At 38.7% G+C, this 25,327-nt stretch carries 18 protein-coding genes and 1 riboswitch; of the genes, 9 read left to right on the forward strand and 9 right to left on the reverse strand.

The window, feature by feature from the left end; genetic code table 11:
- Positions 1-17: 17 nt before the first annotated feature.
- Positions 18-557: a GNAT family N-acetyltransferase gene (locus CBM15_RS09205; RefSeq protein ID WP_087617247.1), complete on the reverse strand. Its 540-nt coding sequence runs from the start codon at positions 555-557 to the stop codon at positions 18-20.
- Between the two features lie 544 nt (positions 558-1,101).
- On the opposite strand from CBM15_RS09205, the gene CBM15_RS09210 reads away from it, so the two are divergent.
- The 4 genes from CBM15_RS09210 to CBM15_RS09225 all read left to right on the forward strand — a co-directional run bounded on the left by CBM15_RS09210 (position 1,102) and on the right by CBM15_RS09225 (position 5,353).
- Entirely contained in the window at positions 1,102-1,440 is a 339-nt protein-coding gene (locus CBM15_RS09210) for a DUF485 domain-containing protein (protein ID WP_008408769.1), read from the forward strand.
- A 2-nt stretch (positions 1,441-1,442) separates the two neighbouring features.
- On the forward strand, positions 1,443-2,993 hold the full coding sequence (locus tag CBM15_RS09215; RefSeq protein WP_087617248.1) for a solute symporter family protein: 1,551 nt from the start codon (positions 1,443-1,445) through the stop codon (positions 2,991-2,993).
- A 492-nt stretch (positions 2,994-3,485) separates the two neighbouring features.
- On the forward strand, positions 3,486-3,812 hold the full coding sequence (locus tag CBM15_RS09220; RefSeq protein WP_087617249.1) for a DUF485 domain-containing protein: 327 nt from the start codon (positions 3,486-3,488) through the stop codon (positions 3,810-3,812).
- Entirely contained in the window at positions 3,809-5,353 is a 1,545-nt protein-coding gene (locus CBM15_RS09225) for a solute symporter family protein (RefSeq protein ID WP_087617250.1), read from the forward strand. Before CBM15_RS09220 ends, CBM15_RS09225 begins: the two co-directional genes overlap by 4 nt.
- 104 nt (positions 5,354-5,457) lie before the next feature.
- On the opposite strand, the gene CBM15_RS09230 is transcribed toward CBM15_RS09225, so the two are convergent.
- The 3 genes from CBM15_RS09230 to CBM15_RS09240 form a co-directional block, all read right to left on the reverse strand.
- Positions 5,458-5,961 (reverse strand): 4'-phosphopantetheinyl transferase family protein, encoded by a 504-nt coding sequence (locus tag CBM15_RS09230; protein WP_087617251.1) that lies wholly within the window; start codon positions 5,959-5,961, stop codon positions 5,458-5,460.
- Between the two features lie 182 nt (positions 5,962-6,143).
- A complete protein-coding gene (locus CBM15_RS09235) occupies positions 6,144-9,095 on the reverse strand; it encodes an amino acid adenylation domain-containing protein (protein ID WP_087617252.1) in 2,952 nt (983 codons plus the stop codon).
- A gap of 78 nt (positions 9,096-9,173) precedes the next feature.
- Entirely contained in the window at positions 9,174-10,919 is a 1,746-nt protein-coding gene (locus CBM15_RS09240) for a methyl-accepting chemotaxis protein (protein ID WP_008408780.1), read from the reverse strand.
- A 737-nt stretch (positions 10,920-11,656) separates the two neighbouring features.
- On the opposite strand from CBM15_RS09240, the gene CBM15_RS19265 reads away from it, so the two are divergent.
- Positions 11,657-11,818 (forward strand): hypothetical protein, encoded by a 162-nt coding sequence (locus CBM15_RS19265; RefSeq protein WP_158100200.1) that lies wholly within the window; start codon positions 11,657-11,659, stop codon positions 11,816-11,818.
- A gap of 201 nt (positions 11,819-12,019) precedes the next feature.
- Here CBM15_RS19265 and parC read toward each other — a convergent pair whose 3' ends face one another.
- Positions 12,020-14,449: a DNA topoisomerase IV subunit A gene (gene parC, locus CBM15_RS09245; RefSeq protein ID WP_087617253.1), complete on the reverse strand. Its 2,430-nt coding sequence runs from the start codon at positions 14,447-14,449 to the stop codon at positions 12,020-12,022.
- Positions 14,449-16,422, reverse strand: a complete 1,974-nt coding sequence (gene parE, locus CBM15_RS09250; protein ID WP_087617254.1) for a DNA topoisomerase IV subunit B — start codon at positions 16,420-16,422, stop codon at positions 14,449-14,451. Before parE ends, parC begins: the two co-directional genes overlap by 1 nt.
- Positions 16,423-16,726: 304 nt before the next feature.
- On the opposite strand from parE, the gene plsY reads away from it, so the two are divergent.
- The 4 genes from plsY (at position 16,727) to CBM15_RS09270 (ending at position 19,407) form a co-directional block, all read left to right on the forward strand.
- Complete coding sequence (gene plsY, locus CBM15_RS09255) at positions 16,727-17,329, forward strand: glycerol-3-phosphate 1-O-acyltransferase PlsY (protein WP_087617255.1); 603 nt, start codon at positions 16,727-16,729, stop codon at positions 17,327-17,329.
- 121 nt (positions 17,330-17,450) lie between these two features.
- A complete protein-coding gene (locus CBM15_RS09260; RefSeq protein WP_008408787.1) occupies positions 17,451-17,741 on the forward strand; it encodes a HesB/YadR/YfhF family protein in 291 nt (96 codons plus the stop codon).
- Between the two features lie 146 nt (positions 17,742-17,887).
- Positions 17,888-18,514 carry a DUF6198 family protein gene (locus CBM15_RS09265; RefSeq protein WP_193433782.1) on the forward strand — a complete coding sequence of 209 codons (627 nt, stop codon included), beginning with the start codon at positions 17,888-17,890 and terminating at the stop codon, positions 18,512-18,514.
- Between the two features lie 122 nt (positions 18,515-18,636).
- Positions 18,637-19,407, forward strand: coding sequence for an ABC transporter ATP-binding protein (locus CBM15_RS09270; protein WP_087617257.1), 771 nt, complete (start codon positions 18,637-18,639; stop codon positions 19,405-19,407).
- Positions 19,408-19,458: 51 nt separating this feature from the next.
- On the opposite strand, the gene metA is transcribed toward CBM15_RS09270, so the two are convergent.
- The 3 genes from metA to CBM15_RS09285 form a co-directional block, all read right to left on the reverse strand.
- A complete protein-coding gene (gene metA, locus CBM15_RS09275) occupies positions 19,459-20,400 on the reverse strand; it encodes a homoserine O-acetyltransferase MetA (protein ID WP_087617258.1) in 942 nt (313 codons plus the stop codon).
- A 158-nt stretch (positions 20,401-20,558) separates the two neighbouring features.
- A riboswitch (SAM riboswitch) is annotated at positions 20,559-20,666 on the reverse strand.
- A 72-nt stretch (positions 20,667-20,738) separates the two neighbouring features.
- The gene (locus CBM15_RS09280; protein ID WP_008407079.1) at positions 20,739-21,482 is read right to left on the reverse strand and encodes a hypothetical protein; all 744 of its coding nucleotides are present in this window, start codon (positions 21,480-21,482) and stop codon (positions 20,739-20,741) included.
- Between the two features lie 15 nt (positions 21,483-21,497).
- Positions 21,498-25,244, reverse strand: a complete 3,747-nt coding sequence (locus tag CBM15_RS09285) for an AAA domain-containing protein (RefSeq protein WP_087617259.1) — start codon at positions 25,242-25,244, stop codon at positions 21,498-21,500.
- Positions 25,245-25,327 lie beyond the last annotated feature (83 nt).

A 25,327-nucleotide genomic window follows, 5' to 3' on the forward strand; every position in this document is an offset into this window, starting at 1 on the left:
ATATGTCGATACTCCTCTTATAACGCTTCCGTTGGGTCTTCTTCAAATGAATTGAGCTTAACATATATTTCAACCTTTTTCCCGTCCATTTCAATTAATTTCTCCAATTGCATTCCGTTTTTTAATGCAATCTTTTTAGATCCTTCATTGCCTACTTGAATCGCTGAAATATAACGGTGCAGCCACATTTCTTCATCTGCATATTTTGCCAATGCCTGAGCTGCTTCAAATCCATAGCCTTGTCCCCAGTAAGCGCGTTTAATCCAGTACCCAAGCTCAATTTCAAATGTATCATCAATAACTTGTGCAACAAGCCCCGCATGACCGATAAAATCTCCCGTTTGACGATGGATTAATTTATGTAACCCATAATCATCAAAATTACGGTACTGTTCCATCATCCGTTCGATTAAACGAATTGCATACTGTTCATCTTTTGTATGTCCATTTCCAATAAATTTCATCATAAATGGGTCCGAAACAAGGTCAATAACATGCGCAAGATCCTTATCTGAATACCGTTCAAAAGTTAATCGTTTCGAATTCAAATTCAACATACTGTCCCTCCATTTTAATATTTTTTTGATTCTTTATTTATAATATACCGGGTTTTTTCTAACACATAGTCAAAATATTAATATTTAACTTTCAATTTTTGTAAATTCCAATCAATTATTTCTACAAATTAAAATCAATAGGTTAAATAAAAATTTTCACATGTTAAGTATATCAAATTTTTATTATCACTTTTGTGTTATAGTACAATTTGCTGGATAGCTTATAAAAATCGAAAACTATAAATATTTTCAGTGACGAAATATAATATTGTGCTTCATGTAATTTAAATTCTATCTAAAATATGTTTTTCTTTACTTTCTTTTTCTTGAATAATAATCTACTGTAAATTTACAATACCACTCCTTCTATTTTATCTCCTTAAAACTTGATAATTCTACTTCATTCCCTTTTTAAACATTCCAAGTTTTCAGAAAAAATGTTATTGCATTATATTCTATCCCCTCTTACAATGAGTACTATTAACGGATCCAAAGCGTAATATGCCGTTTAAAACAGAATAATTTTTCATAAGGAGGAATTCCGTTGAGTCAATTAGATAACAAAATCTCAGCGAAATGCGATGGTATTAACTATGATAAAATCGATCGCATGGAAACATTTAATCAGTTTGTAAAGAAGAAAAACACATTTTTATTCGGAATAACTATAACATTTTTGACATTTTACCTCTTATTACCGATACTGGCATTCACTTCTGTGTTACAACAGAAGGCTGTCGGCAATATTACGTGGGTATGGGTTTACTCGCTTGCCTTATTCATTATGACCATTATTTTATGTACACTCTACGTAAAAATGGCATCAAAATTTGATAAAGCTGCAGCTGCTGTTTTACAAGAATATGAAAAGGCAGGTGCTTGACGATGAATCTTGTTTCAGCAGGTTTCTTTATTGGTATCGTCGGTTTAACCTTGATCGTTACATATATTGCGGCTAGGAGAACTTCTTCAGCAAGTGATTTCTATACAGCTGGCGGTGGTTTAAAAGGTTGGCAAAATGGATTTGCCATTGCCGGTGACTACTTATCGGCAGCTGCATTTCTAGGGGTTTCCGGAGCGATTGCATTAACAGGCTTTGACGGCTTCTTCTTTTCTGTCGGATATGTCGTTGCAAATTTAGTTCTACTATATATAATAGCAGAACCGATGCGTAATTTAGGGCGCTATACTTTGGCTGATATGCTGACAGCGCGTTTTAATGAAAAACGGATTCGCGGTGTAGCTGCTACAGGCACGATCATTATCGTAATTTTGTATATGATAGCCCAATTGGTTGGTGCGGGCGCGTTAATTAAGCTTTTATTCGGTATTGAGTATTGGATGGCTGTTTTAATTGTAGGGGTCATGATGACGACGTATGTACTGTTCGGCGGAATGACGGCAACGAGCTGGGTACAGATTATTAAAGCAGGTCTATTATTGTTCGGTACAACATTATTGGCGTTTTTAGTATTTTCGAAGTTTGATTTTAGTTTAGTGAAAATGTTTGATACGGTTAGCACAAATTACGGTGACGAGTATTTAGTACCTGGTATGAAGTATACATCTACAATCGATTCGGTTTCGATGATGCTTGCATTAGTGCTCGGTACATCAGGTTTACCACATATTTTAATGCGCTTCTTTACGGTAAAAGATGCGAAAACGGCGCGTGCATCGATTTCATGGACAACATGGATTACAGCGATTTTCTTCTCGCTGACAATCTTCTTAGGTTTTGGTGCAATGCACTTCGTAGGGTTTGATAAAATCATCGCAGAAAATGCTGCGGGTAACACGGCTGCCCCGTTGTTGGCAGAGTTTTTAGGCGGCAATATTTTATTATCATTTATTTGTGCGGTTGCGTTTGCTACTATATTAGCGGTTGTATCCGGGTTAGTATTAACAGGTGCATCAGCGATTTCGCATGACATTTACGGTGAGATTCTTAAAGACGGGAAATTAACAGAAAAGCAACAAGTATTAGCAGCTAGAATCGGTTCGATTTCCATTGCAATTGTTTCTATCATTTTGGCATTATTTGCGCAAAGCTTAAACGTTTCATTCCTTGTATCCTTTGCATTTTGTATCGGGGCATCGGCGAACTTACCAGTTATCCTTTACACAATCTATTGGAAGAAATTCAATGCAAACGGCGCGGTTGCAGCAATGGTTACCGGTTTAGTATCTTGTCTTGTATTAGGTGCGCTAGGCCCTAACATTTGGAGTCCTACAGGAAATGCGATTTTCGTAGGCGAACCACTCGTGAACTTAGCAGTACCTGCCATCATTACGATTCCTTTAAGTTTCTTTGCAGGTTATTTAGGTTCTATATTAACAGCACATAAAGTGGAACGTGCAGAGTCAGAACGTGTTTATAAAGAGATCCGCGTCAAGGCACATACAGGAATTTCTGTACAAGATGTTTCTCATTAATTATGATAAGAAAGTAAATTAGATGAATAGATTTGAATGATAGAAAACTGTCTCGAAAATATTTACTATTTTCGGGCAGTTTTTTGCTTTTTTATACCATTTTTTTCATGAATATAACTTTTTGAATATACTGAATTTGTATTTTTGTAAAATAAATTATTTTTTAAATATTACTTTTACTTATAGAAATGAATAATATTTTCTTATAATTAAATTTCTGATTCTTTGTAATATTTTAATATATAGACCTCTTCAAACCCATATAACATATACCTTTCCACCAATTACCCAAAATATAACAATTTAATATTCTCCCCTTAATGTATTATTTTTTCTCTATTAAACTTATTTTTGCAGTAAATTTTTCCACATAATTTATTTAAAAAGTGTTGCAATTTTGTTACAGCTAAAATAGAATGAAAATGTAAAATCCTAAAAGCAGAATTTTACGTACATTAAGCAGTAATAATTATCACAAATGGGGGAATGTTTATGGGGAATAATCAAAGGCCGATTATTGATTATGAGAGAATTGCATCGCAGCAATCTTTCAGGCAACTTGCAAGAAAAAAGAATTCATTTTTATGGTCGATTACCGCAATTTTTTTAGTACTTTATATGTTATTACCAATCTTAACTTCGTTTACAGAAATCTTACATCAAAAAGCGATTGGTGATATTACATGGGTTTGGCTCTATTCTGCAGGTTTATTCATAATGACTTGGGGATTAGCTCACTTCTATGTAGCACGTGCTAATAAATATGACGCAGAAGCGAAAGCAATTATTGCGGAATATGAAGGAGGTAAAAGCAAATGAGTTTTACAGCGATATTCTTCTTCGTAGCAATCGTAGGTTTAACTTTAGTCATTACTTGGTGGGCGTCTAAACGTACATCTAGTGCATCAGACTTCTACACAGCTGGCGGCGGTTTAACGGGCTGGCAAAATGGTCTGGCGATTGCTGGTGACTATCTATCAGCAGCATCATTCTTAGGTATCGCCGGTTCGATTGCATTATTCGGTTTTGATGGATTCTTCTTCTCGATCGGTTACCTTGTAGCCTATTTAGTAGTTTTATATATCGTTGCAGAGCCATTACGTAACTTAGGCCGTTTCACATTAGCGGACATGATTACAGCTCGTTTCGATAAAGCAAAAGTTCGTGGTACGGCAGCATTATCTACGATTACAATTGTATTGTTCTACATGATTGCCCAGCTTGTAGGTGCAGGTGCCCTTATTCAATTACTGTTAGGTATTGAATACTGGATGGCGGTACTTTTAGTTGGTGTCATGATGACAATTTACGTATTATTCGGTGGTATGACGGCAACATCTTGGGTACAGATCATTAAAGCATGTCTATTAATGTTAGGTACTGTTATTATTTCATTCTTAGTGTTAGCAAAATTCGACTTCTCTATCGCTACTATGTTTACTCAAATGACAACGGTAACTGAGCATGGTGAAGCTTACTTAAATCCAGGTTTACGTTATACAAATGGTATTGATACAATTTCAATGCTGTTGGCGTTAGTACTTGGTACAGCAGGTCTTCCACACATCCTAATGCGTTTCTTCACAGTAAAAGACGCACAAACAGCTCGTTCTTCAGTAATTTGGGCTACTTGGATTGTTGGTTTATTCTATGTATTAACGATTTTCCTAGGTTTCGGTGCAGCGGCATTCGTTGGTAAAGACGAAATCATAGCAGCGAACCCGGCAGGTAACATGGCTGCCCCACTTTTAGCACAAGCGCTTGGTGGCGACATTCTATTCTCATTCGTGTGTGCGGTAGCATTCGCGACAATCTTAGCGGTAGTAGCAGGCTTAGTGCTTTCGGGCGCATCTGCCCTATCACATGACATTTACGGTCAAATTATTAAAAAAGGTAAAGTTACTGAAAAAGAAGCGGTTAAAGCAGCTCGTATCGGTTCAATTATTATCTCCATTGTTTCGATACTATTAGCTTTAGGTGCTCAAACATTAAACGTAGCATTCTTAGTATCATTAGCATTCTGTATTGCGGCATCAGCAAACTTACCGGTAATTATCTACACAATCTACTGGAAACGTTTCAACACATCAGGTGCGGTTACAGCAATGTTAACAGGTTTAATTTCTGCATTAATTTTAGTTGCCGTATCTCCAAACGTATGGAATCCGGTGGAAGGTAAAGCAATCTTTGTTGGTGAACCGTTAATTATGTTAACGAACCCGGCATTAATTTCTGTACCTCTTGGCTTCTTAGGTGGATTTATCGGTACATTAATTTCTAAAGAAAGAAATGATCTAAAATACCGTGAAGTTGAAGTAAAAGCTCAAACAGGTATTTCTGTACAAGACATTTCTCACTAAAATAACCTTCCTTACTTTGACGAGTTGAGGATAAACGAATCAGCCTCTAACACTGTTAGAGGCTGATTTCTATATATCTACTATTTACTCCAAATGATTAAGGATTATTGAGCATTCGTATATAATTTCAAAACGTCTGAACAATCTTCATAACACACGCTTATCGAAAGGTTGTTATATGTAAATGAAGAAATATTGTAATCAAGAGCATAGCTATTTAATTCACACATATTTTCATGAATGCCCTCGCCTGTATATTTTAAAATCGCTTCTTTCCTCGTCCAAATCTCTGAAAACAGAGTGCCCGCGTTCAATTTGTTTTTTTCCTGTTCATGTAAAATCCAACCGTATAATGTTTCCTCATAAGGGATCATCAAATGTTCCGCATCGACCCCAATATTCCCGATTGTACTGATAGCAACTACTAAAAACCGTTCTGTATGGCTCCAGTTAATAAATTTTTCTTCACCGATTATATAAGGCTTGCCCCTTTCATCTTTTCTAATTCGAATATTAAATGTACTCTCGATAAGGTTTGACGCCCAATTGCCTTTAGGCTCATCAGTATTCACGTTACTTTTCCAATCTTCAATAATATAAATATTCAAGGATTCGCTTCACTCCAATAAAAAAGTAGGCAATGGCCCCTACAGTATTGTGTATATAAACACTTAAAAGAAATGTTCTCTATTTCAGAACAAAAAAAGCACCGATTTCATGTTAGAAAAGACATAAAAATCGGTGCTCCAATCATTTAGTTATAAGCAGTTGATAGCCCCCACGCCTACATTTAAGCCAGAACTGCTTCTTTAATAAATCCGACTGCAATAGCATGATTGATTAATTTACCGATGTACTCTTTATTCAACACAGGAATGTTTGTAAGCTCGAGTACCTGCATCGTGTTATTGCTGTCATAGACAGCGTTTGAATCATTTGCACCGTCACCGTCAAGTTGAGCAACCGCTAAGTTTTTAACTTCCTCGCTCATTTCGTCACTTAGAATATAGGCGTTGTATTCTTCTTGTTCAATCATTGTAATATCGAAGTCTAATTCATTTAATACCGCGATCAATTCTTCAAAGGTAATTGGGTTTGGATGGCTTACATGATACACACGCTGAGAATTATCCGTTTTAAGTACGGAATTTACGACTACTTCGCTTGCAAAGTCAATTGGTGTGAAATCCACTTTCCATAATACTTGCGGTGCTTTCTTGCCTAGAATCATTAGTTTTAACATACGGTAAAAGGCATTTGCGTCAATATTGCTTTGGAATTTCCCATCACTATAACGACCTACTAAATTTCCCATACGGTAAACAAAAACTTGTTTGTTTTCTTTAGCCTTGTCTAATATCCACTTTTCCGCAATCATCTTAGTATCCGTGTACACACTTTCTACGGATAAACCTTCTGGCATTTCAGTAGTCCCTTCCAATAAACCCCATTTACCTTCTGCCAGTAAATCTTCAACAACACCAACAGTCGAAATATGGTGGAATACGATTGCTGGGTTTACATTTACTAATTCAAAGATATTTTGCGTACCTTGTACATTGATTTTTTCGAAATGCTCTCGATCTCCAAAGTGACGTACATCAGCCGCACTATGAATAATAGCATCAATGCGTGTTGCTAAGTCCTTAAATTCTTCTTCTTTTAATCCTAAATACTTTTCAGTTAAATCACCTTTTAATACAAGGATATTAGAAGAAACTTCTTTGTTGAAGAAATATTTCACTGTATCGCTTACACGCTTAACTGCATCTTCTCCACGTACAAGCAAAATCACTCTTTTTCCTTCCTGTACAAGCTTGTCGGCAATGTGACTGCCAAGGAAGCCGGTAGCACCCGTTACAAGCACAGTTTCAACTTCAGGTAATCTTTCAGTAACTGCCATTTTCGGATATTCAGTAAGCTGTGTAAATTCCTTTTTAAACTCACGAGCACCTAACTTAGCATCGGCTTGCACCTTAGCCGCTAAATTTTCAACTGTTTTTAAATCGAAGAAATCTTTAATAGAAATTGTGCTATATTTTGCTTTTAATTTCGATAAAATCGCAATAATTTTTAAAGAGTGACCACCAATATCAAATAAATCGTCCGTTACACCGATGTTTTCTAATTCCAAAACGGCTTTCCATGCAGCTAAAATATCTGCTTCAATCTCATTTCGCGGTTCTACAATCTCACCTGTTTTAAGTAATACGACTGGATCTGCTTCAAGCTGCTCTAACTTTTTACGGTCTGCTTTACCAGTAGGCGCAAAAGGAATATCCTTGATTTGTTTAAGTTTCGATGGAATCATATAGCTTGGTAAAGTTACTTTTAAATTTTCAACAATAGAATTGAACGATAACTCTTCATCCGATGTGAAGAACCCTTTTAATGTTTTTTCGCCGTCTACAACTTCAACGACGACTACTGCATCATTAATTCCTTCAATTTCATTCATTCGTGTTTCAATTTCAGCGATTTCAATACGATGACCGCGTATTTTGACTTGCGTATCTTTTCGAGAAACAAATTCAATATTACCGTCAGCCAGGCGTTTTACTAAATCGCCTGATTTATATAGCATTCCGCCATAAATATTTTCGTCAAAAGGATTTTTAATAAATGCCTCTTCTGTTTTTTCCTTGTTATTTAAATAGCCTAAAGAAATCCCTTCCGATGCAATCCAAAGCTCTCCTACTTCATCTGTTTCACAGACTTTCCCTTCTTCACTGACTACATAAAGTTTTGTACCCGGTAAATCATCACCAATCGGCACACTAAATACAGACTCAGACAAGTTGTTTGGCACTTCATAACACGTTACAATCGCTGTAGTTTCTGTTGGTCCATATAAATTAAAGAAACGAATTTGTTCCCCGATGCTTGACTTGAACTTTCGAGCTAAATCACCAGTTAATAATTCACCTGCAACACCTACGATTTTTACACCTTTGAAAATGTCTAAATTTCGCTCGTTCACATAGTTTACAATGCGATTAAAGAATACGGTTGGAATCGCCGGGATAATAGAAATGTTCTCACGTTGGATCACTGATAAAAAACCTTCTTCTGACATACGCTCCGCATCGTCAATCAAGTATAATGTGGCACCACTATATAAAGAGGCAAACGTATCTAAAATGGAAGCATCGAAGCTGTATGTAGCAAACTGCATAATAATATCTTCATTTGTAATCGACCATTCTTTTAACATGAAGTCCATTAAATTAATTACACCGCGCTGACGGATTAAAGTTCCTTTCGGGTTGCCGGTCGTTCCGGAAGTATAAATAACGTATGCTAAATCGTCAATATCATCATCTGTGAACTCGATATTTACATTTTCTAAATTTTTAAGGTTCTCCATTAACAAGAAATTCGTATTTTCAGTTACCATCCCTTGGATACTATTTAAAAGATTTTCGCTTGTGATAATGTTCGATGATTTTGTATCGTTAATAATGTACTTGTTACGCTCTACCGGATGTGTAGGATCAAGTGGTACATATACACCGCCCGCTTTAATAATCCCTAAGATTGAGATGACTGTTTCCATACTCCGCTTCAAGTAAATGCTTACAAATTCCCCTTTCTGCAAACCGTTTTCTTTTAAATGATTGGCAATTTTATTTGATTCTTCGTTTAGTTCTTTATATGTAATTGTTTTTTGGCCTTCTTTAATAGCTGCTGAATCGCTGAATCGCGCAACTACACTCTTAAACTCTTTTAAAATGGTATTCATTATGTTTTTCTCTCCTTGACTGCTGTAAAAGTTATTTATTTAGAACAGGGGATTCTTTGAAGAATCCCCTGTTTGTTTTTACTTATTGTATTGGCTAACTATATCTTCCAAGTGCTCAGAGGTATTAATTAACTTCTCTGACATACCGCCGATTGTACCTAGAGCCGTTTGTTGATCTTCAATGTTTTCAACAATACCCTCGTAGCCTTCTAAAATTTCTTTGGCATTAGAAGAAAGAGTAACCATCATAGCGGTTGTTTCTTCTACACCTGCCGATATTTCTTCTGCCGACCCTGAAACCGATTGTAATTTAGCTGAAATATCATTGTTGAAATTAAGGATTTTATTAAACATTTCACTTGTTTCTACAGTTAATTCCTTACCTGCTGAAACTTCCTTTTGAATGCTAGACATAACCGTTTCAGTTTCTCGAACCGATGTGCGTACCCGATTCACTAATTCTCGAATGTCTTCTGTAGATTGCGCGGATTGTTCAGATAGCTGTTTAACTTCTTGAGCGACTACCGCAAACCCTTTACCATGTTCGCCAGCTCTTGCGGCTTCAATACTTGCGTTTAATGCAAGTAAATTTGTATTACTTGAAATTGAATTAATTACAGTTAAAATAGAGCCGATCTCGTCAGATAGTTGTACTAAAGTTTGAATCGTTCTATTCGATTCCTCAACATCCACATTAATGGATTCCATTTGATTTGAAACTTTATCTGTTAACTCCTTGCCGTTTTCAGTAAATGACATTACTTCCTCAGAATATCTATAAACATCAGACACGTTTGTTGCAATATCCTGTACTTGTTTAGACATATCCTCCATAGAAAAGGCTGCTTCTTCAATTGAGGTTTCTTGGCCTTTTAAAGTTACTTGCATGCTGTTTACTGAGTTCGTAATTTTTTCCGATGATTCGTACGTCGCTTTGAACGAACTTTCTAAGTCCATAGCACCTGCTTTCAGGCTGGATGCTGAATCACTTACCCCGCTTACCGTGTTATTCAGGGATCCGATCATGTTGTTGAAGCTCGCGTTGACTGTACCTAATTCATCTGTACCTTCTGGTAAATCTGATTTCAAGTCACCATTGCTTGCTTTATTAATACCAACCAATAGGAATTGCAGTGGCTTTAATTGCTTTTTGATAACAAAATACTGAGCTAAAATAAATAGAACAAGTAATACCGCTAAAACAAGAAGCGACATTTTTAATAAATCCATTTGGCCTTTATTAATACTAGATGCATCTACATCGATTGCATAATAAGCAAACAGCTCATTATTGCTATCAAAGATTGGATACATAAATGTTAACCATGTACCAAAATCATCGCTGTATACTTCAGTAAATTGCGGTTCATTGGATTCCTTTAACTTTTTAAGTCCCTCTACTACTAAGCCCGGTTGTTCATACATATCACCAACGACCATCCCCTCAGAAGAGAAGGCTTCCCATAATTCTGAATCAAAAGAAATTAATGATGTTTCATTACCATTCGCACCGCTTAATTCAGTACCAAAAATATAACCATGTGATACAGAAGGATTGTATTCGCTCATTTTATCGAACATATCTGTATATTCCACATGTGTTTTACTTGTGATATCCGGGTTTTTCGTTAAGTCTGCAATATCCGAGCCTTCCATTTGCTCATACCATGATTCTGAAATGGCTTTTGTTTGGCTTCTTAACTGATCTTTTAAAAGGCTACCTTGGATAAAATAACTGACTCCAATTAAAAAAATGCTAATCAGTATAATCCCTGAAACCGTTGATAGCATGCTCCGTTTAAAGAACGTCATATTTTTGAACATAATAAACTCCTCATTTTTTTATTTTGAGTTGCCTTTAATTTGATACATATGTAAGTTACTATATTAGTAACTTTCTTGCTGATTTCTCACCAAAAAATTAAATTCCCATTTGACCTATAATATCGACTTTAAAACACAACTCAAGATAGTATTTGCAACTTAAAAACTATATCATTAAACCTACTAAAATTCGAGTGTAATAAGTCATTTGAATCAATGTAAATTTATATTGTTTTTATAATCAATAGGTATAAATGCTCATTAAGTAGTCAACCGTTATTATATAGATATAACTTACCGAATATGGTTGCAGCGGTTCTTTTTAATATCGAATAGCACCAATTGACCATGGCTATGTTTTCTGAACAGATCGTAAAGATGTAAATGGAGCTAGCTGAATTGGTGATACATACGGGTTGACACTAGTGGGTGTTCTTAGCTTCCTAAAACGTCCAGCATGTCGTCCAGTTTACATGAAAGAATGTTTTACATTTATAGGTGGGTTTTACGGTCGGTGCGTTAAACCAAAAAAGTATCCTCTTACCAACTACAAAAGTGGACTTATGTAAAAACGCCCGTAATAAAAAAAGCGTTCAAATCCGCAGAATTGTTTGCCGGATTTGGACGCTTTTTTTATGCATTTTTCTATTAAAAACAGTAATATTCTCTTCAATATTTCATGGTACAATAGAAAAGCAGCATCCAGCTGACTCCTTTTGTAAAGGAGGTGTACTACTGTGTCTTATCCATCACGCAAAGAAAAGGCTAAGGCTGTTTCGGAAAAAAAGCGTAACGAAAAACTCGCCATTTTTCGCTATGTGACTGACATTTTTCGTCTAGTCGATACAATTTATCGTTTTTTCCGAATGATGCTGAAAAAATTTATTTTCACCACTTAGACTCGCCATCTAGGTGGTGTTTTTAATTTCAACTATCAAAAAGGGTAAATAAAAAAGCGATTGGGGGCCACCCAACCGCTCTGTACTACTGTAGATCCATCACGCATGAATCTTACTAACTTCATTGTATGAAAGTATGCCTTTCATGTCAATGAATTACTTTTATCTTATGTTTAGATTTCGGCTAATATACATGAATCCTTACTCTGTCTTCTCCACATAGGCGCGGCTAATTGCCCCATCGCCTTCTGTATCAATCCGCAGTGAACCGTTTGAATAACGATCCGCTCTCGTTAAGGATGTCACAGAGATCGTTTCCTGTATGCCTTTTTCTGTCTCAATAGTAAACGTATTTCTAAAGTTGACAACTAAAATTGTAAAAATTCGGTGCGGATTCGATTTTAACTCTTTTAAAATGACGACGCCGCGTTTTGCACGGTTGCCAAGTTCAAGTTCCGATAATAGCATTCGTTTGACGGCACCGCGCTGTGTTACGATAACGAGCTCTTGTTCCTGATCCGGTTTTAACAATGCAACAGCCGCAAGATACTCGCCCTCTTTAACAATAATTCCTTTAACTCCTGCCGTTTTTACCCCTGTTACCGGAAGATCTTCCATAGGGAAACGAATTGTATAGCTCGTGTTCGTAGAAAGCAATACTTCTTCCTGATCTGTAACAAGGCGGGCAAAAATCATCTCGTCCTCACCTTTTAAATTCATTGTCTTAATCGGTTTCGAATAACGAGTGACGATATAATCGGCGAGTGCCGAACGCTTAATTTGCCCCTCTTTTGTAGCGGTAAATACATACACATTCGGCTTATCGAACGTTTCAATACCGATGACTTCGATAATTTCTTCGTTAGAATCGATTGGCACAATACTTGAAATATGCTGTCCGAGATCTTTCCAGCGAATATCAGGCAGCTCATGGACCGGCTGGTAAATGTAGTGCCCTTTACTCGTAAACAGGAGTAAATGATGCTGCGTATTTAAGTTAGCTTCGTACAGCAAGTAATCGGAATCTTTCATCGCAAAATCTTTGCCGTTTGAAGCGCTGTGTGAACGAAGGCTTGTCCGTTTTACATAGCCGTCCTTTGTCACGGTTACGACAACTTCTTCACTCGGCACCAATACATCACGCGTTACTTTAATCTCTTCGATTTCTGCTTCGATTGTTGAAAGACGAGGTACTGTAAAGCGTTTTTTAATGTCGTTCAATTCAGATTTAATGACACGGATCAATTTCTTTTCATCCTCTAAAATGGCTTTCAGTTTCACAACAAGCTCATGTAACTCATCTTGTTCTTTTTGTAGTTGCGTAATATCGGTATTCGTTAACCGGTAAAGTTGAAGGCTGACAATTGCTTCTGCCTGTTCTTCCGAAAAGCCGAATTTCTCGATAATGTTATTTTTCGCATCACGTTTATCTTTTGAAGCACGGATTGTTTCAATCACTTCATCTAAAATAGATAAGGCCTTCATAAGACCTTCAACGATATGTAAGCGATCTTCTGCACGCGTCAAGTCATACTGGGATCTGCGGCGCATAATTTCCTTTTGGTGATCAATGTACGCATCCAACATGAGTGGCAGTGTCATCATCATCGGACGACGGTTATGAATCGCAATCATATTGAAGTTATACGAAACTTGCAAATCTGTTGATTTTAATAGAAAGTTTAAAATCCCTTGTGCAGGTACATCTTTTTTCAGCTCCACAACAATCCGTAAACCATTACGGTCGGATTCATCGCGAATTTCGGAAATACCGTCTAAACGGCGGTCATTTACACGCAACTCATCCATTTTACGAATCATGTTGGCCTTATTTACTTCAAATGGAATTTCTGTAATGATAATTTGCTCTTTATTGCCTTTTAGCTGTTCGATTTCTGTGCGTGAACGGACAATAATTTTCCCTTTTCCTGTTTCGTACGCTTTTTTAATGCCGTCAACACCCTGAATAATACCGCCTGTCGGAAAATCAGGGCCTTTAATAACGGTCATCAGTTCATCGACTGTACAGTTTTTGTTATCCAGACGCATTAAAACCGCATCAAGTGCTTCCTGCAGATTATGTGGCGGAATATCCGTCGCATAACCAGCCGAAATCCCTGTTGCGCCGTTAACTAAAAGATTCGGGAATCGTGATGGCAAGACAGTCGGTTCCATATCCTGATCATCAAAGTTCGGGACAAATTCTACTGTATTTTTGTTAATATCACGTAACAGTTCAGCGGCAATTGCCGATAGACGAGCTTCGGTATAACGCATTGCGGCTGGCGGGTCCCCATCGACAGAACCGTTGTTACCATGCATTTCGACCAGCATATGACGGCTTTTCCAGTCCTGACTCATACGGACCATTGCATCATATACCGAAGAATCTCCGTGCGGGTGATAGTTACCGATTACATTTCCGACTGTTTTAGCAGATTTACGGAACGGTTTGTCAAAAGTATTACCTTCATGGAACATCGCATACAATATACGACGCTGAACAGGTTTTAGCCCGTCTCGTGTATCCGGTAATGCACGGTCTTGAATAATATATTTGGAATAACGACCAAAACGGTCACCCATTACTTCTTCTAATGGCAAATCTTGAAATTTTTCTACAAAACTCATTATTCGTTAACCTCCTCATGCTGGATGAATTCATTTTCTAAAATGCTTGCATCCTCTTCCATGCCGAAGTTGACGTTTGATTCAATCCATTTACGGCGGGGCTCTACTTTATCGCCCATCAATGTCGTTATACGACGTTCTGCACGTGCACCATCTTCAATTTTAACGCGGATTAATGTACGTGTTTCGGGATTCATTGTTGTATCCCAAAGCTGGTCGGCATTCATCTCACCTAACCCTTTATAGCGCTGAATAATATAGCCTTTGCCGATTTTTTTCGTAGCTGCACTCAGCTCCTGTTCTGTCCAAGCATACATAAGCTCCTGCTTTTTGCCGGATCCTTTTGATACTTTATAAAGAGGCGGCAACGCGATATATACTTTTCCTGCTTCGATGAGCGGGCGCATATAACGGTAGAAGAATGTCAGCAATAATACTTGGATGTGGGCACCATCTGTATCGGCATCGGTCATGATGACAACTTTATCGTAAGCGGCATCTTCCACCGAAAAATCAGCTCCGACACCGGCACCGATCGTATGGATAATCGTTGCGATTTCTTCATTTTTCATTATGTCCTGCAGCTTTGCTTTTTCGGTATTGATAACTTTACCGCGCAATGGCAAAATCGCCTGGAACGTCCGATCACGACCTTGCTTAGCCGAACCACCAGCAGAATCACCCTCTACTAGGTATAATTCATTTCTTGAAGCATTTTTCGACTGTGCAGGTGTCAACTTACCAGACAGAAGAGTACTTGATTTTTTCTTTTTCCCATTACGGGCATCATCACGTGCTTTACGTGCTGCTTCACGCACTTGTTGGGCACGAATTGCTTTTCGCACTAAAGAAGCCGACAGCTCGGCATTTTCTTCAAGCACATACATTAATTGTTCTGAAACAACGGTATCAACGGCTGAACGTGCTTCAGATGTACCAAGCTTTCCTTTTGTCTGACCTTCAAATTGCAGCAGATTTTCAGGAATACGTACAGAAACAATTGCTGTCAGGCCTTCACGAATATCGGTACCTTCCAGATTTTTATCTTTTTCTTTCAGTAACCCGATTTTGCGAGCGTATTCATTAAATACACGTGTCAGAGCTGTTTTGGCACCTGTTTCATGTGTACCCCCATCACGAGTACGAACATTGTTGACGAACGATAAAATCGTTTCGGAATAGCCGTCGTTAAATTGCAGTGCGAACTCCACTTCAATTTCTTGAATTGTGCCTTCTACATATTTAACCGGATGTAATACGTCTTTTTCTTCGTTTAAGTATGTGACGAACGCTTCAATCCCGTTTTCATAATAGAAAATTTCATGCTGTCCTTCTCCACGGGCATCGATCAGTTCTATTTTTAATCCTTTTAATAAAAATGCAGATTCACGTAAGCGCTCTGCCAATGTATCATAATTATATTTAACGACAGAAAAAATCGATGGATCCGGCAGGAAATGTACGAGTGTTCCTGTTTCCTTCGTTTTCCCAATCATATCTAGCGATGTCGCCGGTTTCCCGCCTTGCTCAAAGCGCTGGCGATAAATTTGGTTATCACGGTAAATCGTTACTTCCAAAAATGATGATAAGGCGTTTACAACAGATGAACCAACACCATGTAAACCACCACTTGTTTTATAGCCGCCTTGTCCAAACTTTCCGCCTGCATGAAGGACGGTGAAAATAATTTCCGGGGTTGGTTTACCCATTTTATGCATACCTGTTGGCATACCACGACCATGGTCACGCACGCTAATACTGTTATCTTCATGAATCTTCACGATGATATGATTTCCATATCCAGCAAGCGCTTCATCCACTGCATTGTCTACAATTTCATACACTAAGTGGTGAAGACCTCGACTATCTGTAGAACCAATATACATCCCTGGTCTTTTGCGTACGGCTTCTAAACCTTCTAATACTTGAATGGCATCTTCATTATACGAAATACCGGTTTGGTTTTTTACCAAATGTAATCCCCTCCAAAAATACAAACAAACGTTCTATTTACTACCTAATCGTACGCTCAAATATGCATGATGTCAATGTTGAAAGGTACTAATTTAGGCTTTGCAAAGATTAATTGTATCATCAAAAACGAACGTTTAAAAGCATATCCTTTAGTAGCAAACAATAAAATGTAACTTTTTCCCTGTTTTTTTACGATGGACGAAAAAATAATACCTCTTTCCTTCTATTAAAAAACATTGTAAAATATTCGATACATACTATTAGTACCAAGTAGTAATTCTGAATTCGAAAGGAGCACAACACTTGATCAACGCGTTAATTATTATTTGTGCTTATTTAATCGGTTCCATTCCATCAGCTTTGTGGATTGGCAAGATTTTTTACAAAACGGACATTCGACAACAAGGCAGCGGCAATCTAGGAACGACCAATACATTTAGGGTATTAGGTAAAAAACCGGGTATTGCCGTACTGCTTATTGATATATTAAAAGGAACGGCTGCGGTATTGTTACCGTTATTGCCGTTTTTTGCAGACAGCACTGTCCACCCGCTATTCTTGGGTGTGATTGCAGCAGCAGGCCATATGTTTCCGATTTTCGCAAGCTTCCGTGGAGGGAAAGCGGTTGCTACAAGCGGCGGTGTTATTTTAGGCTATAATTTACCGTTATTTTTAATTTTAATCATCGTATTTGTCATCGCCTTAAAGTTAACTAAGATGGTGAGCTTGTCATCTATGATTGTATCCGCTGCGGCCGTTATTTATGTAATTGTTCATTGGATGCTGACAGGTGAATATGCATTACTCATTTTAGTTGTCGTTTTGGCAGGCTTTATTTTTTACCGTCACCGTGAAAATATTAAGCGGATTAAAGCCGGTACTGAACCGAAAATTAAAGGATTTTAAACTGTAGACTGAAGGGGTTTCCTTTCAGTCTTTTTTTGTCTGGACACATCTTTTGAAATTCAGAACGCGAGCTTTGTAAGTTTTTTTTATTTACTGCATAATGACAGTAGAGGTGAAATATATGGAAATCAAACTATCAGAAAAAGCACTCAATTGGTTTAAACAAGAGATGGAAGTAGAAAAAGGCGATTTTATTCGCTTTTATGCACGATATGGAGGTTCTTCACCTTTTCATGAAGGTTTTTCGTTAGGGATGACCCGGGAGCAGCCGCATGAAATAGGTGTTGAAACAGTTGTTGAAGGCATTCATTATTATATCGAAAAATCCGATGAATGGTTTTTTAATGAACATCATTTAGTTGTAGATGTCGACAATTCGTCCGATGAATTGCGCTATTCATATGAAAATTAAATGCCCATATTCCCTATTCTAATCGGGTCTATTTTCAGCTCAAAAAGTTCAAATGTTTCGAATTTATTGTAAATCCATTTTTGCCGATTCAATCGTTATAATGAGTAAGGATTATATCGAGGATTGATGAGGGATTACATGTGAAAGTGAAACAGGAATTTTATTGGCGCTGCGTATTTTTTATTGCAGGCATCATTGTTTTATCATTAGGCGTCGCATTGACGATCAAAGGACAAATACTAGGAGTTGGGTCATGGGATGTCCTTCATATCGGACTACAAAAAAACTTGGGCTTGACGGTCGGTATGTGGTCCATTATTTTAGGCTTGCTTATTCTGGCTGTTGATACGTTTTTCACAAAAAGATTGCCAAAAGCCGGGACTTATTTGGACATGTTCCTGACAGGGATTTTTATTGATATATTTTTAATCGTTTTACCGGATGCAAATACACTATTAGAACAAACATTGGCGTTTGTTGTTGGCGTTGTTCTGCTGGGCTTTGGCTGCGGGATGTATATGGTTGCAAATCTCGGTGTAGGGCCTCGTGATACGTTAATGCTGCTGTTGGTGCATCGCCTCGGCTGGAGTGTCAACCGCGCACGTACAACGATGGAAGTAACGGTTGCTGTATTAGGTTTTGTATTGGGCGGACCTGTTGGAATCGGTACCGTATTTATGGCATTCGGCTTAGGACCTGTCGTACAATGGGCATTAAAATGGAACGGAAAGCTGTTCCACCGCGCAGCAGGTGTCGAAAGTGTTGTTATATAAATAATAGGAGAGCAAGCATTCTACGTTTGCTTTCTTTTTTTCTCTCGAATTGTTACAATTTTCAAAAAATACTTCCGTTCAATTGGAAAAGAGTGCATAGTAGTAAGTGGAGGTGTTTTTAAATGATACATATTGAAAATATCCATTTATATCGCAATGATAAAAAGATTTTAAATGATTTAAGCTGGCATGTACAAAAGGGGCAGCATTGGGCGATTTTAGGGTTAAACGGATCCGGTAAAACAACCTTGCTAAAAGTAATTAACGGCTATATTTGGCCAAATGAAGGAAAAGTCCAGGTGCTTGGTGAAACCTACGGCAAGACGTATATACCGAAGCTTCGAAAGCGGATCGGCTGGGTGAGCAATGCGATGATCGATAACTTCAATTGGCAGGATAATGCGATTGAAATCGTGCTCAGCGGGAAGTTCGGTGCCCTTCGTCTATTCAACGATGTGACAGAAGAAGAAATTGATCATGCCGTTTCTATTATGAAACATTTTCACTGTGACCATTTAGCAAATAAATCATTTGAGCATTTGTCACAAGGTGAACGGCAGCGTGTTCAAATCGCAAGGGCCATTATGGCGGATCCAGAAATTTTAATTCTGGATGAGCCGTGCGGGGGCCTGGACCTGATTGAACGGGAAAACTTGCTGCAAACGATTGAGCAGATTGCAGAAGCGGAAAACGCCCCTACCCTCATTTATGTTACACACCATGTAGAAGAAATTCTCCCTTGTTTTAGCCATGTGCTTCTGATGAAAGACGGAAAAAATGTGGAAGCCAGTGCACGGGAAGTTGTTTTAACGGACGAATTGTTAAGCGATTTCTTCGGGCGGGAAATCAGTTTGCAGATCGAACGCGAACGTGCCTGGGTTGCAATTAAATAAAATTGAACCAGCAGGAGTCCACCTCCTGCTGGTTCAATTCATTTACACAAATTAAATATGATATTCAATATTTTCATCAACGTAATGCCATTCATACGGTGTTTCTTGGTATACGTAATAGTTCAGCCAGTTGTAGAACAACAGATGCGAATGGGCACGCCAAACATTTTTCGGTCTTTGTAGCGGGTCGTTATTCGGGAAATAGTTGACCGGCATTTCCGTATTGTCCGGGTCCTTTTCTCTATCGCGGAAGTACTCATCGGATAGTGTCGTTGCATCATATTCCAGATGCCCGGTAATCATAATATGTTTATTGTTTTTCGATTGAACAATAAACACCCCTGCGTCATCCGAATAGCTTAGTAGACGCAAGTCAGGATGTGCCCGCACTTCATCAATCGAAACCGACGTATGACGTGAATGCGGTGCCACATATTCATCGCTGAAGCCCCGCACTAAATCTACTGTTAAATCCGTAATCACATGGGAATAGACACCGGAGCATTTTTTCGGCAATTCGAACTTTCCAATACCAAAATGGTGGTACAGGGCAGCTTGGGCGCCCCAACATATATACATGATCGAAGTGACATGTTCATTTGCCCAATCCATAACATGCGTGATTTCATTCCAGTAGCCTACCTCTTCAAAATCCATTTTCTCTACTGGCGCACCGGTAATGATCAGTCCATCAAAACGACGGTGCTTTACTTGGTCGAATGTTCGGTAAAATGTATCTAAATGTGATTTGGAAACATTTTTTGATTCGTATGTAGCCGTGTTTAAAAATGTCACATCTACCTGTAACGGTGTATTCCCGAGTAAACGCAGCAATTGCAGCTCGGTTTTTTCTTTTTCAGGCATTAAATTAAACACTAAAATATTTAACGGTCGAATTTGTTGCGTTTTCGCACGGTCTTCCTCCATAACGAAAATCTTCTCTTTTCTAAGCAGCTCTCCCGCCGGTAAATGTTTCGGGATATTAATCGGCATTCCACTTTCCCCCTCATAAACTTTTTCAACAATCTTTTAATAATCTTGTGGTTTTCAGGCAATGCATTGTTTTACGATTGAAACAAACTGTTTCAGAACAATATAAAAAGCCCCTCTCATTCCAGCAAAAACAGAAATGAGAGGGGCCTTTTTACCCGTTCTTATCTGCCAAGGTTCACACCTTGCTGGAAGTAGCACCTTTCTAGTTGAACTAGAGGTTGCTGAAGCATCATAAGGCCAAGTCCCTCCGCTTCTCTTGATAAGACTATTAAATTGTCATTAGTGTATCATGTGCTTTATAATTTTGCAATAATTCTAAAAATATTATTTCACGCTTACTACAGCTGTTCTTTTTCTATATTGAATAACATTGTCTCCAGCTGTTCATCCCATACACGTGTTAATGTATTGTATACCCGCACAAAATGTCTGTTTTCCTTTTGATCGAAAAGCAAAAAACATAGGACCGGTATATCATTAATCTGGATCGATTCCGTCGAAACAACACTTGTAATATAATGCGGTACTTCATCTTCCGCAACCGGTTGTTCGGATAGTTGCTGCTGAATGAATTCAATCAGCACCGCTTCTTCAATTGCTTCGATTTCTTCCGTTTCGATTGTCGGGAAAGGCTCCGGAAACTCCTCCAAATCCGCAAATTCCTCCAGATCACCATCCAGTGGCTGCTCATGGATCGGGCTGTATTGAATAAAATAACTTGTTTCTTCAAGCTCCTCTTCAAAAATGCCCGATTCCAGCTGTGCCTTACCCTTAGCGGTAAGTGCAAATTCCTGTTCCTTCACAATCATACCCAGTCGTAACATTTTATTCGTCAAATCATGAATAAATAACGGTTCCACTAACAAAATTTCGGCTAATAACTCTACATTTTTCAGCTTTGCCTTCTCAAATGAAATGAGCATCATCTTCATTAAAATATCCATCGCATTGCGCATCACCGGATGATATTTTACTTCCAATGTGTGAATCGGAATGGCATATTGCATTTGCTTTTTTATTTCAATGGACGGGTTTTGGATGAGTTCTTTCTGCAGCTGTAAAACTGTATTTTGTAAATCCATTCAATCCCCCTGTTTCTACACAGCATAATAGCCGTCTTGCTCTTTTACTGTCGTTAATACATGGGCATACATATCCCGTGTTTTCGCGCTTTTAGGACGCTTTGTGAACATTTCAGTACTGCCGATCATGATCAGCAGTTCCCTTGCGCGGGATAATGCAACATTAAGGCGGCGGTAATCTTTCGCAAACCCGATTTCTCCGCGCTCATTGTCATGGTTCCGCACCATGCTGACGATAATCACATCCATCTCCATCCCTTGGAATTTATCGACTGATCCTGTACGGATGTGTAAATGCGGTACACTGATTTCCTGTTCGATCAAACGGTTGATGCGTTTTACTTGCTCAGCGTAGAAAGAAATAACGCCAACCGATTTTAATGCGTCCTGCGGAATCAATCCTTGTGCTTTCGCTTGTTCTGTCGCTGCATTCAATTCAAGCAGCTGCTGTTTAATTTGTTCCAGCTCAGCCAAATTGAATAGACTCGAACCTTCCTTCATACGCTCTTCAAAATACGGCTTATCATTCGGAATATCGAGCCATAGTAAATGGTGTTTCCGCGTAATTTTGGATGTTTCAAGGAAATGGTCACGTACAGCATCCGAATCCTCTAACCCGCATTGCAGCTGTTCGGATTCATTTTCGTAAAACGGCGTGATAGTTGACATAATATTTTTATGCATACGATATTGAAGTGCGAGCATTGTTTTGTTTTGTGACGGCAGATTGTTATAAAGACGCTCGAACAACGATTCTTCCAGTAACTTTTCAAGCTCCCGTTTTTCTTCAAATGTTGTACTTTCCTTCACAACTTGCTCCAATGTCTCTTCAAACGTCGCATCCCCGACAAGTGGCGGCAGCTGGTGATGATCCCCAACTAAAATGATTTTGGCACCTTTTAGCATCGGCAGTAACAGTTCAGGTGGTGTTGCTTTCGAAACTTCGTCAATAATGACAACATCAAATGTCGGGTAGTTGTCCATAAACTCTTTATTCGCTGAAGCAACACATGTTGTTCCGATGACATTCGCGTGTTTCACATACAGTTTGCGGATTTCCTCCAAGTCATGGGCATTGGCATTTTTCAATAAGCCGTGCCATTCGTTTTGAAGTTCCGCTGTTACCGGAAGCAAACTAATTTTCACTTCTAGCGTCTCAATCTTCTCTGTGAGCTGTTCGATCTTTTCGTTTACTTCGATGATCGCTAGCTCAGGGTTCTGCTTTGTCAGCTGCTCCAGTTCTGTCCGGCGTTTTTCAAGCTGGATGCCTTCACTGTTGATGCCTTTAAAGCGCACTGTTAACTGTTCGACAGTCTCCGTACCGTGGGCAATCTGTTCATTTAAAACTGCCAGCTCCTCCGCTTTTTTGTTCAGTTGAAGCTCCACTTTTTCCCGGTTTTGGCGCTGTGTTTCGGTTTTCATCTGCTCGAGTTCATTTGTTGCGAGCAGTTCTTCCAGCTCATCCGTTGTATGGGTTAGCGTTATCGATGGATCGATTTTTTCGTTGACCGCATCCATTTGGGATTTTACCGCTGTTGCCTCTTCTTCCAATTGCTGAAGATGCTGTGCCTTCACATCATTTTGCTCTTTAAACTGAAGAATGATTTCTTCTTTCAGCTTTTCGAAAATGAGCACCGTTTCACGGATTGCATCCATATATTTATTGTTCAGCTGCTCGATATATTGCATGCGTAAATGAATGCCCTGAATGGAGCGGGTTCCGTTTTGGGCATTTACTCGACGGTCCCGGAAAGCGATGCTAAGCTTCGTCAAAAACTCCTGAATCTCTTCAAGCGTATAGTGATGGCCCATATCCAGCCTGTCCGGTATTACATGGATGTCTAATGACGTTTCACTGTAATGCAACGCCTTTTCAAGACGTTCCTTCACATCTTTAATCGGCTTATACTGCTCCATTTGCGGCTGAATTCGTTCAAGCGCCGTGAGTAACCGGTCCATTGCATAGTTTCGGCGAATATTGTATTCATTCATGAAATCTTCAATTTCATATACCTTTTTCAGCGATGCGATTTTATCAACGAGCAAATCATACTGTGATGTTACATTCGCCTTTTCGATCTTTGCTTTAACGGCATCAAAGCGTTGCTGAAATTGTTCAAATTGCGCTTTATAGTGACTTTGCGTAAGTTGCTGCTGGAAGTTTTCTCTCGCTTCTTTTAACTGTTGCGCTTGTTCAGTCAGTTGTTCGACAGTCGAGCCGTCTTTTAACTGCTGTTCAAAATTCGCAACGGTTTCTGCTACTGTGCTCTGTGTTGCCTGCAGTTTTTCCAGTTTGCGTTCATTGTCTTCCAATTCTTTTTTGCATTCAGTCAGTTCTTTTTTCAATGCCAGGATCTTATCGGCCAAAACATGCAATTCGGCTTTTGCCGCTTCTTTTTGTTCAATTTGCAGTTCGAGCTCTTTTTGTTTTTGTTCAAGCGCTGCAATTTCATTTTGTGCTTGATTGATCTCATTATTTAAAAGCTGTTCTTTTCTTTCATGCAGCGAAATTTCATGGCCGATTGCTTCAAAAGTCTGCTCCTGCCAATAGGTCGCAACATTTTCTTCAATGAACTTTTTCCCTTCCTCTTCAATACTTTCTGTACGACCGTAGCGTAAAATCCGGATATCTTTGTTTGATAAAAGCCGGCTTAATGCATTGTCGACCGCTAAGTTTGATTGGGAAGCAACAAGTGTTTTCAGTCCTGCTTTTGCATTTTGATAGCAAATTTCCGAAATAACTGTCGTTTTACCAGTACCCGGCGGACCTTGAATGACATACAAATCTTCAGAACTCATCGCCCCTTCGACTGCCTGTTGCTGGTAAGGATTCAGCCGATTATGAAAATGTAGAGGAATCGTTTGTCTGCGTTCGGCAATGACTGGTTTATCTTCAAATAGAATCGTTTCGAGGTTCGCATTTGCGGCCAATCCTTCTTTTAAACGTTCAAACCCTTTTAAAAGGCGTTTTAGCTGTGATTTCGTTGCAGCATTGGAGAATTCGATGTCTTCTGATTGGAACTGAAGCTCATTTCTCCGCGCTAAATTACTGTAATACGGTTTTAACGCAATTTCGACGGTATTCTCGTTACGACGGAATTTGGCAACATCCCCGATTTCCTGGACATAGCCGCGTAAACGCGCACTTAGCCCCTCCAGCTGTTTCCACTGTTTTTTATCAAGGTTATTAATTCGGACGGTCATATGAGAAAAGTCGGCATCAAACGTCACACTTGAAAAACGGGCATGAATATCTTCAATGTCCGCATTTTTGTTCAACACTTTTAAATAGCCTTCCCAGCTGCTGATACGCTTATTGACATAATCAAAGCGTTCCTGTGCAATCGGCAATTCGTCAATTGCCTTTAGAAACGGCTCCTGGTATGTATGGCCGCTAATACGGGAGGCAACGAAGCGGATTTTCATCGTGGCGCGGCGATTTGTGACAACCGGTGTCCCTTTGCCGCGTGTTCGAAAACTTTTCGCCACAAGCCCGTTTTTCCGGTCGAAAACACAGTCCATGATGACGACGCGCTCTTCAAACTTGTTTTTAAGCTTTACATTTTTTTCATTGTCGAAAAAGATGGTCAAATGCGTTTGCTCTTCATCGACTGATACTTTCTCAATCGCGACAATGAAATATTGCTGTAAATTAAAAAAGGCGTGTTCATCTGGAACATGCTCCTTCATCGCTTCACGTGCCGTATTCGTCAATAAAATATGACAGCGGGTTTGAATATTCGCGATTGTTTTTGGTGCCATGAACACACCTCCCTCATAGTTTTTTATATACAGTTCCGTTAGGTCGTATATGATTATAACAATATTCGTCTGTTCGTTAAAGA

This window comes from Solibacillus kalamii (assembly GCF_002174535.1).
In the GTDB taxonomy this organism is placed as follows: domain Bacteria; phylum Bacillota; class Bacilli; order Bacillales_A; family Planococcaceae; genus Solibacillus; species Solibacillus silvestris.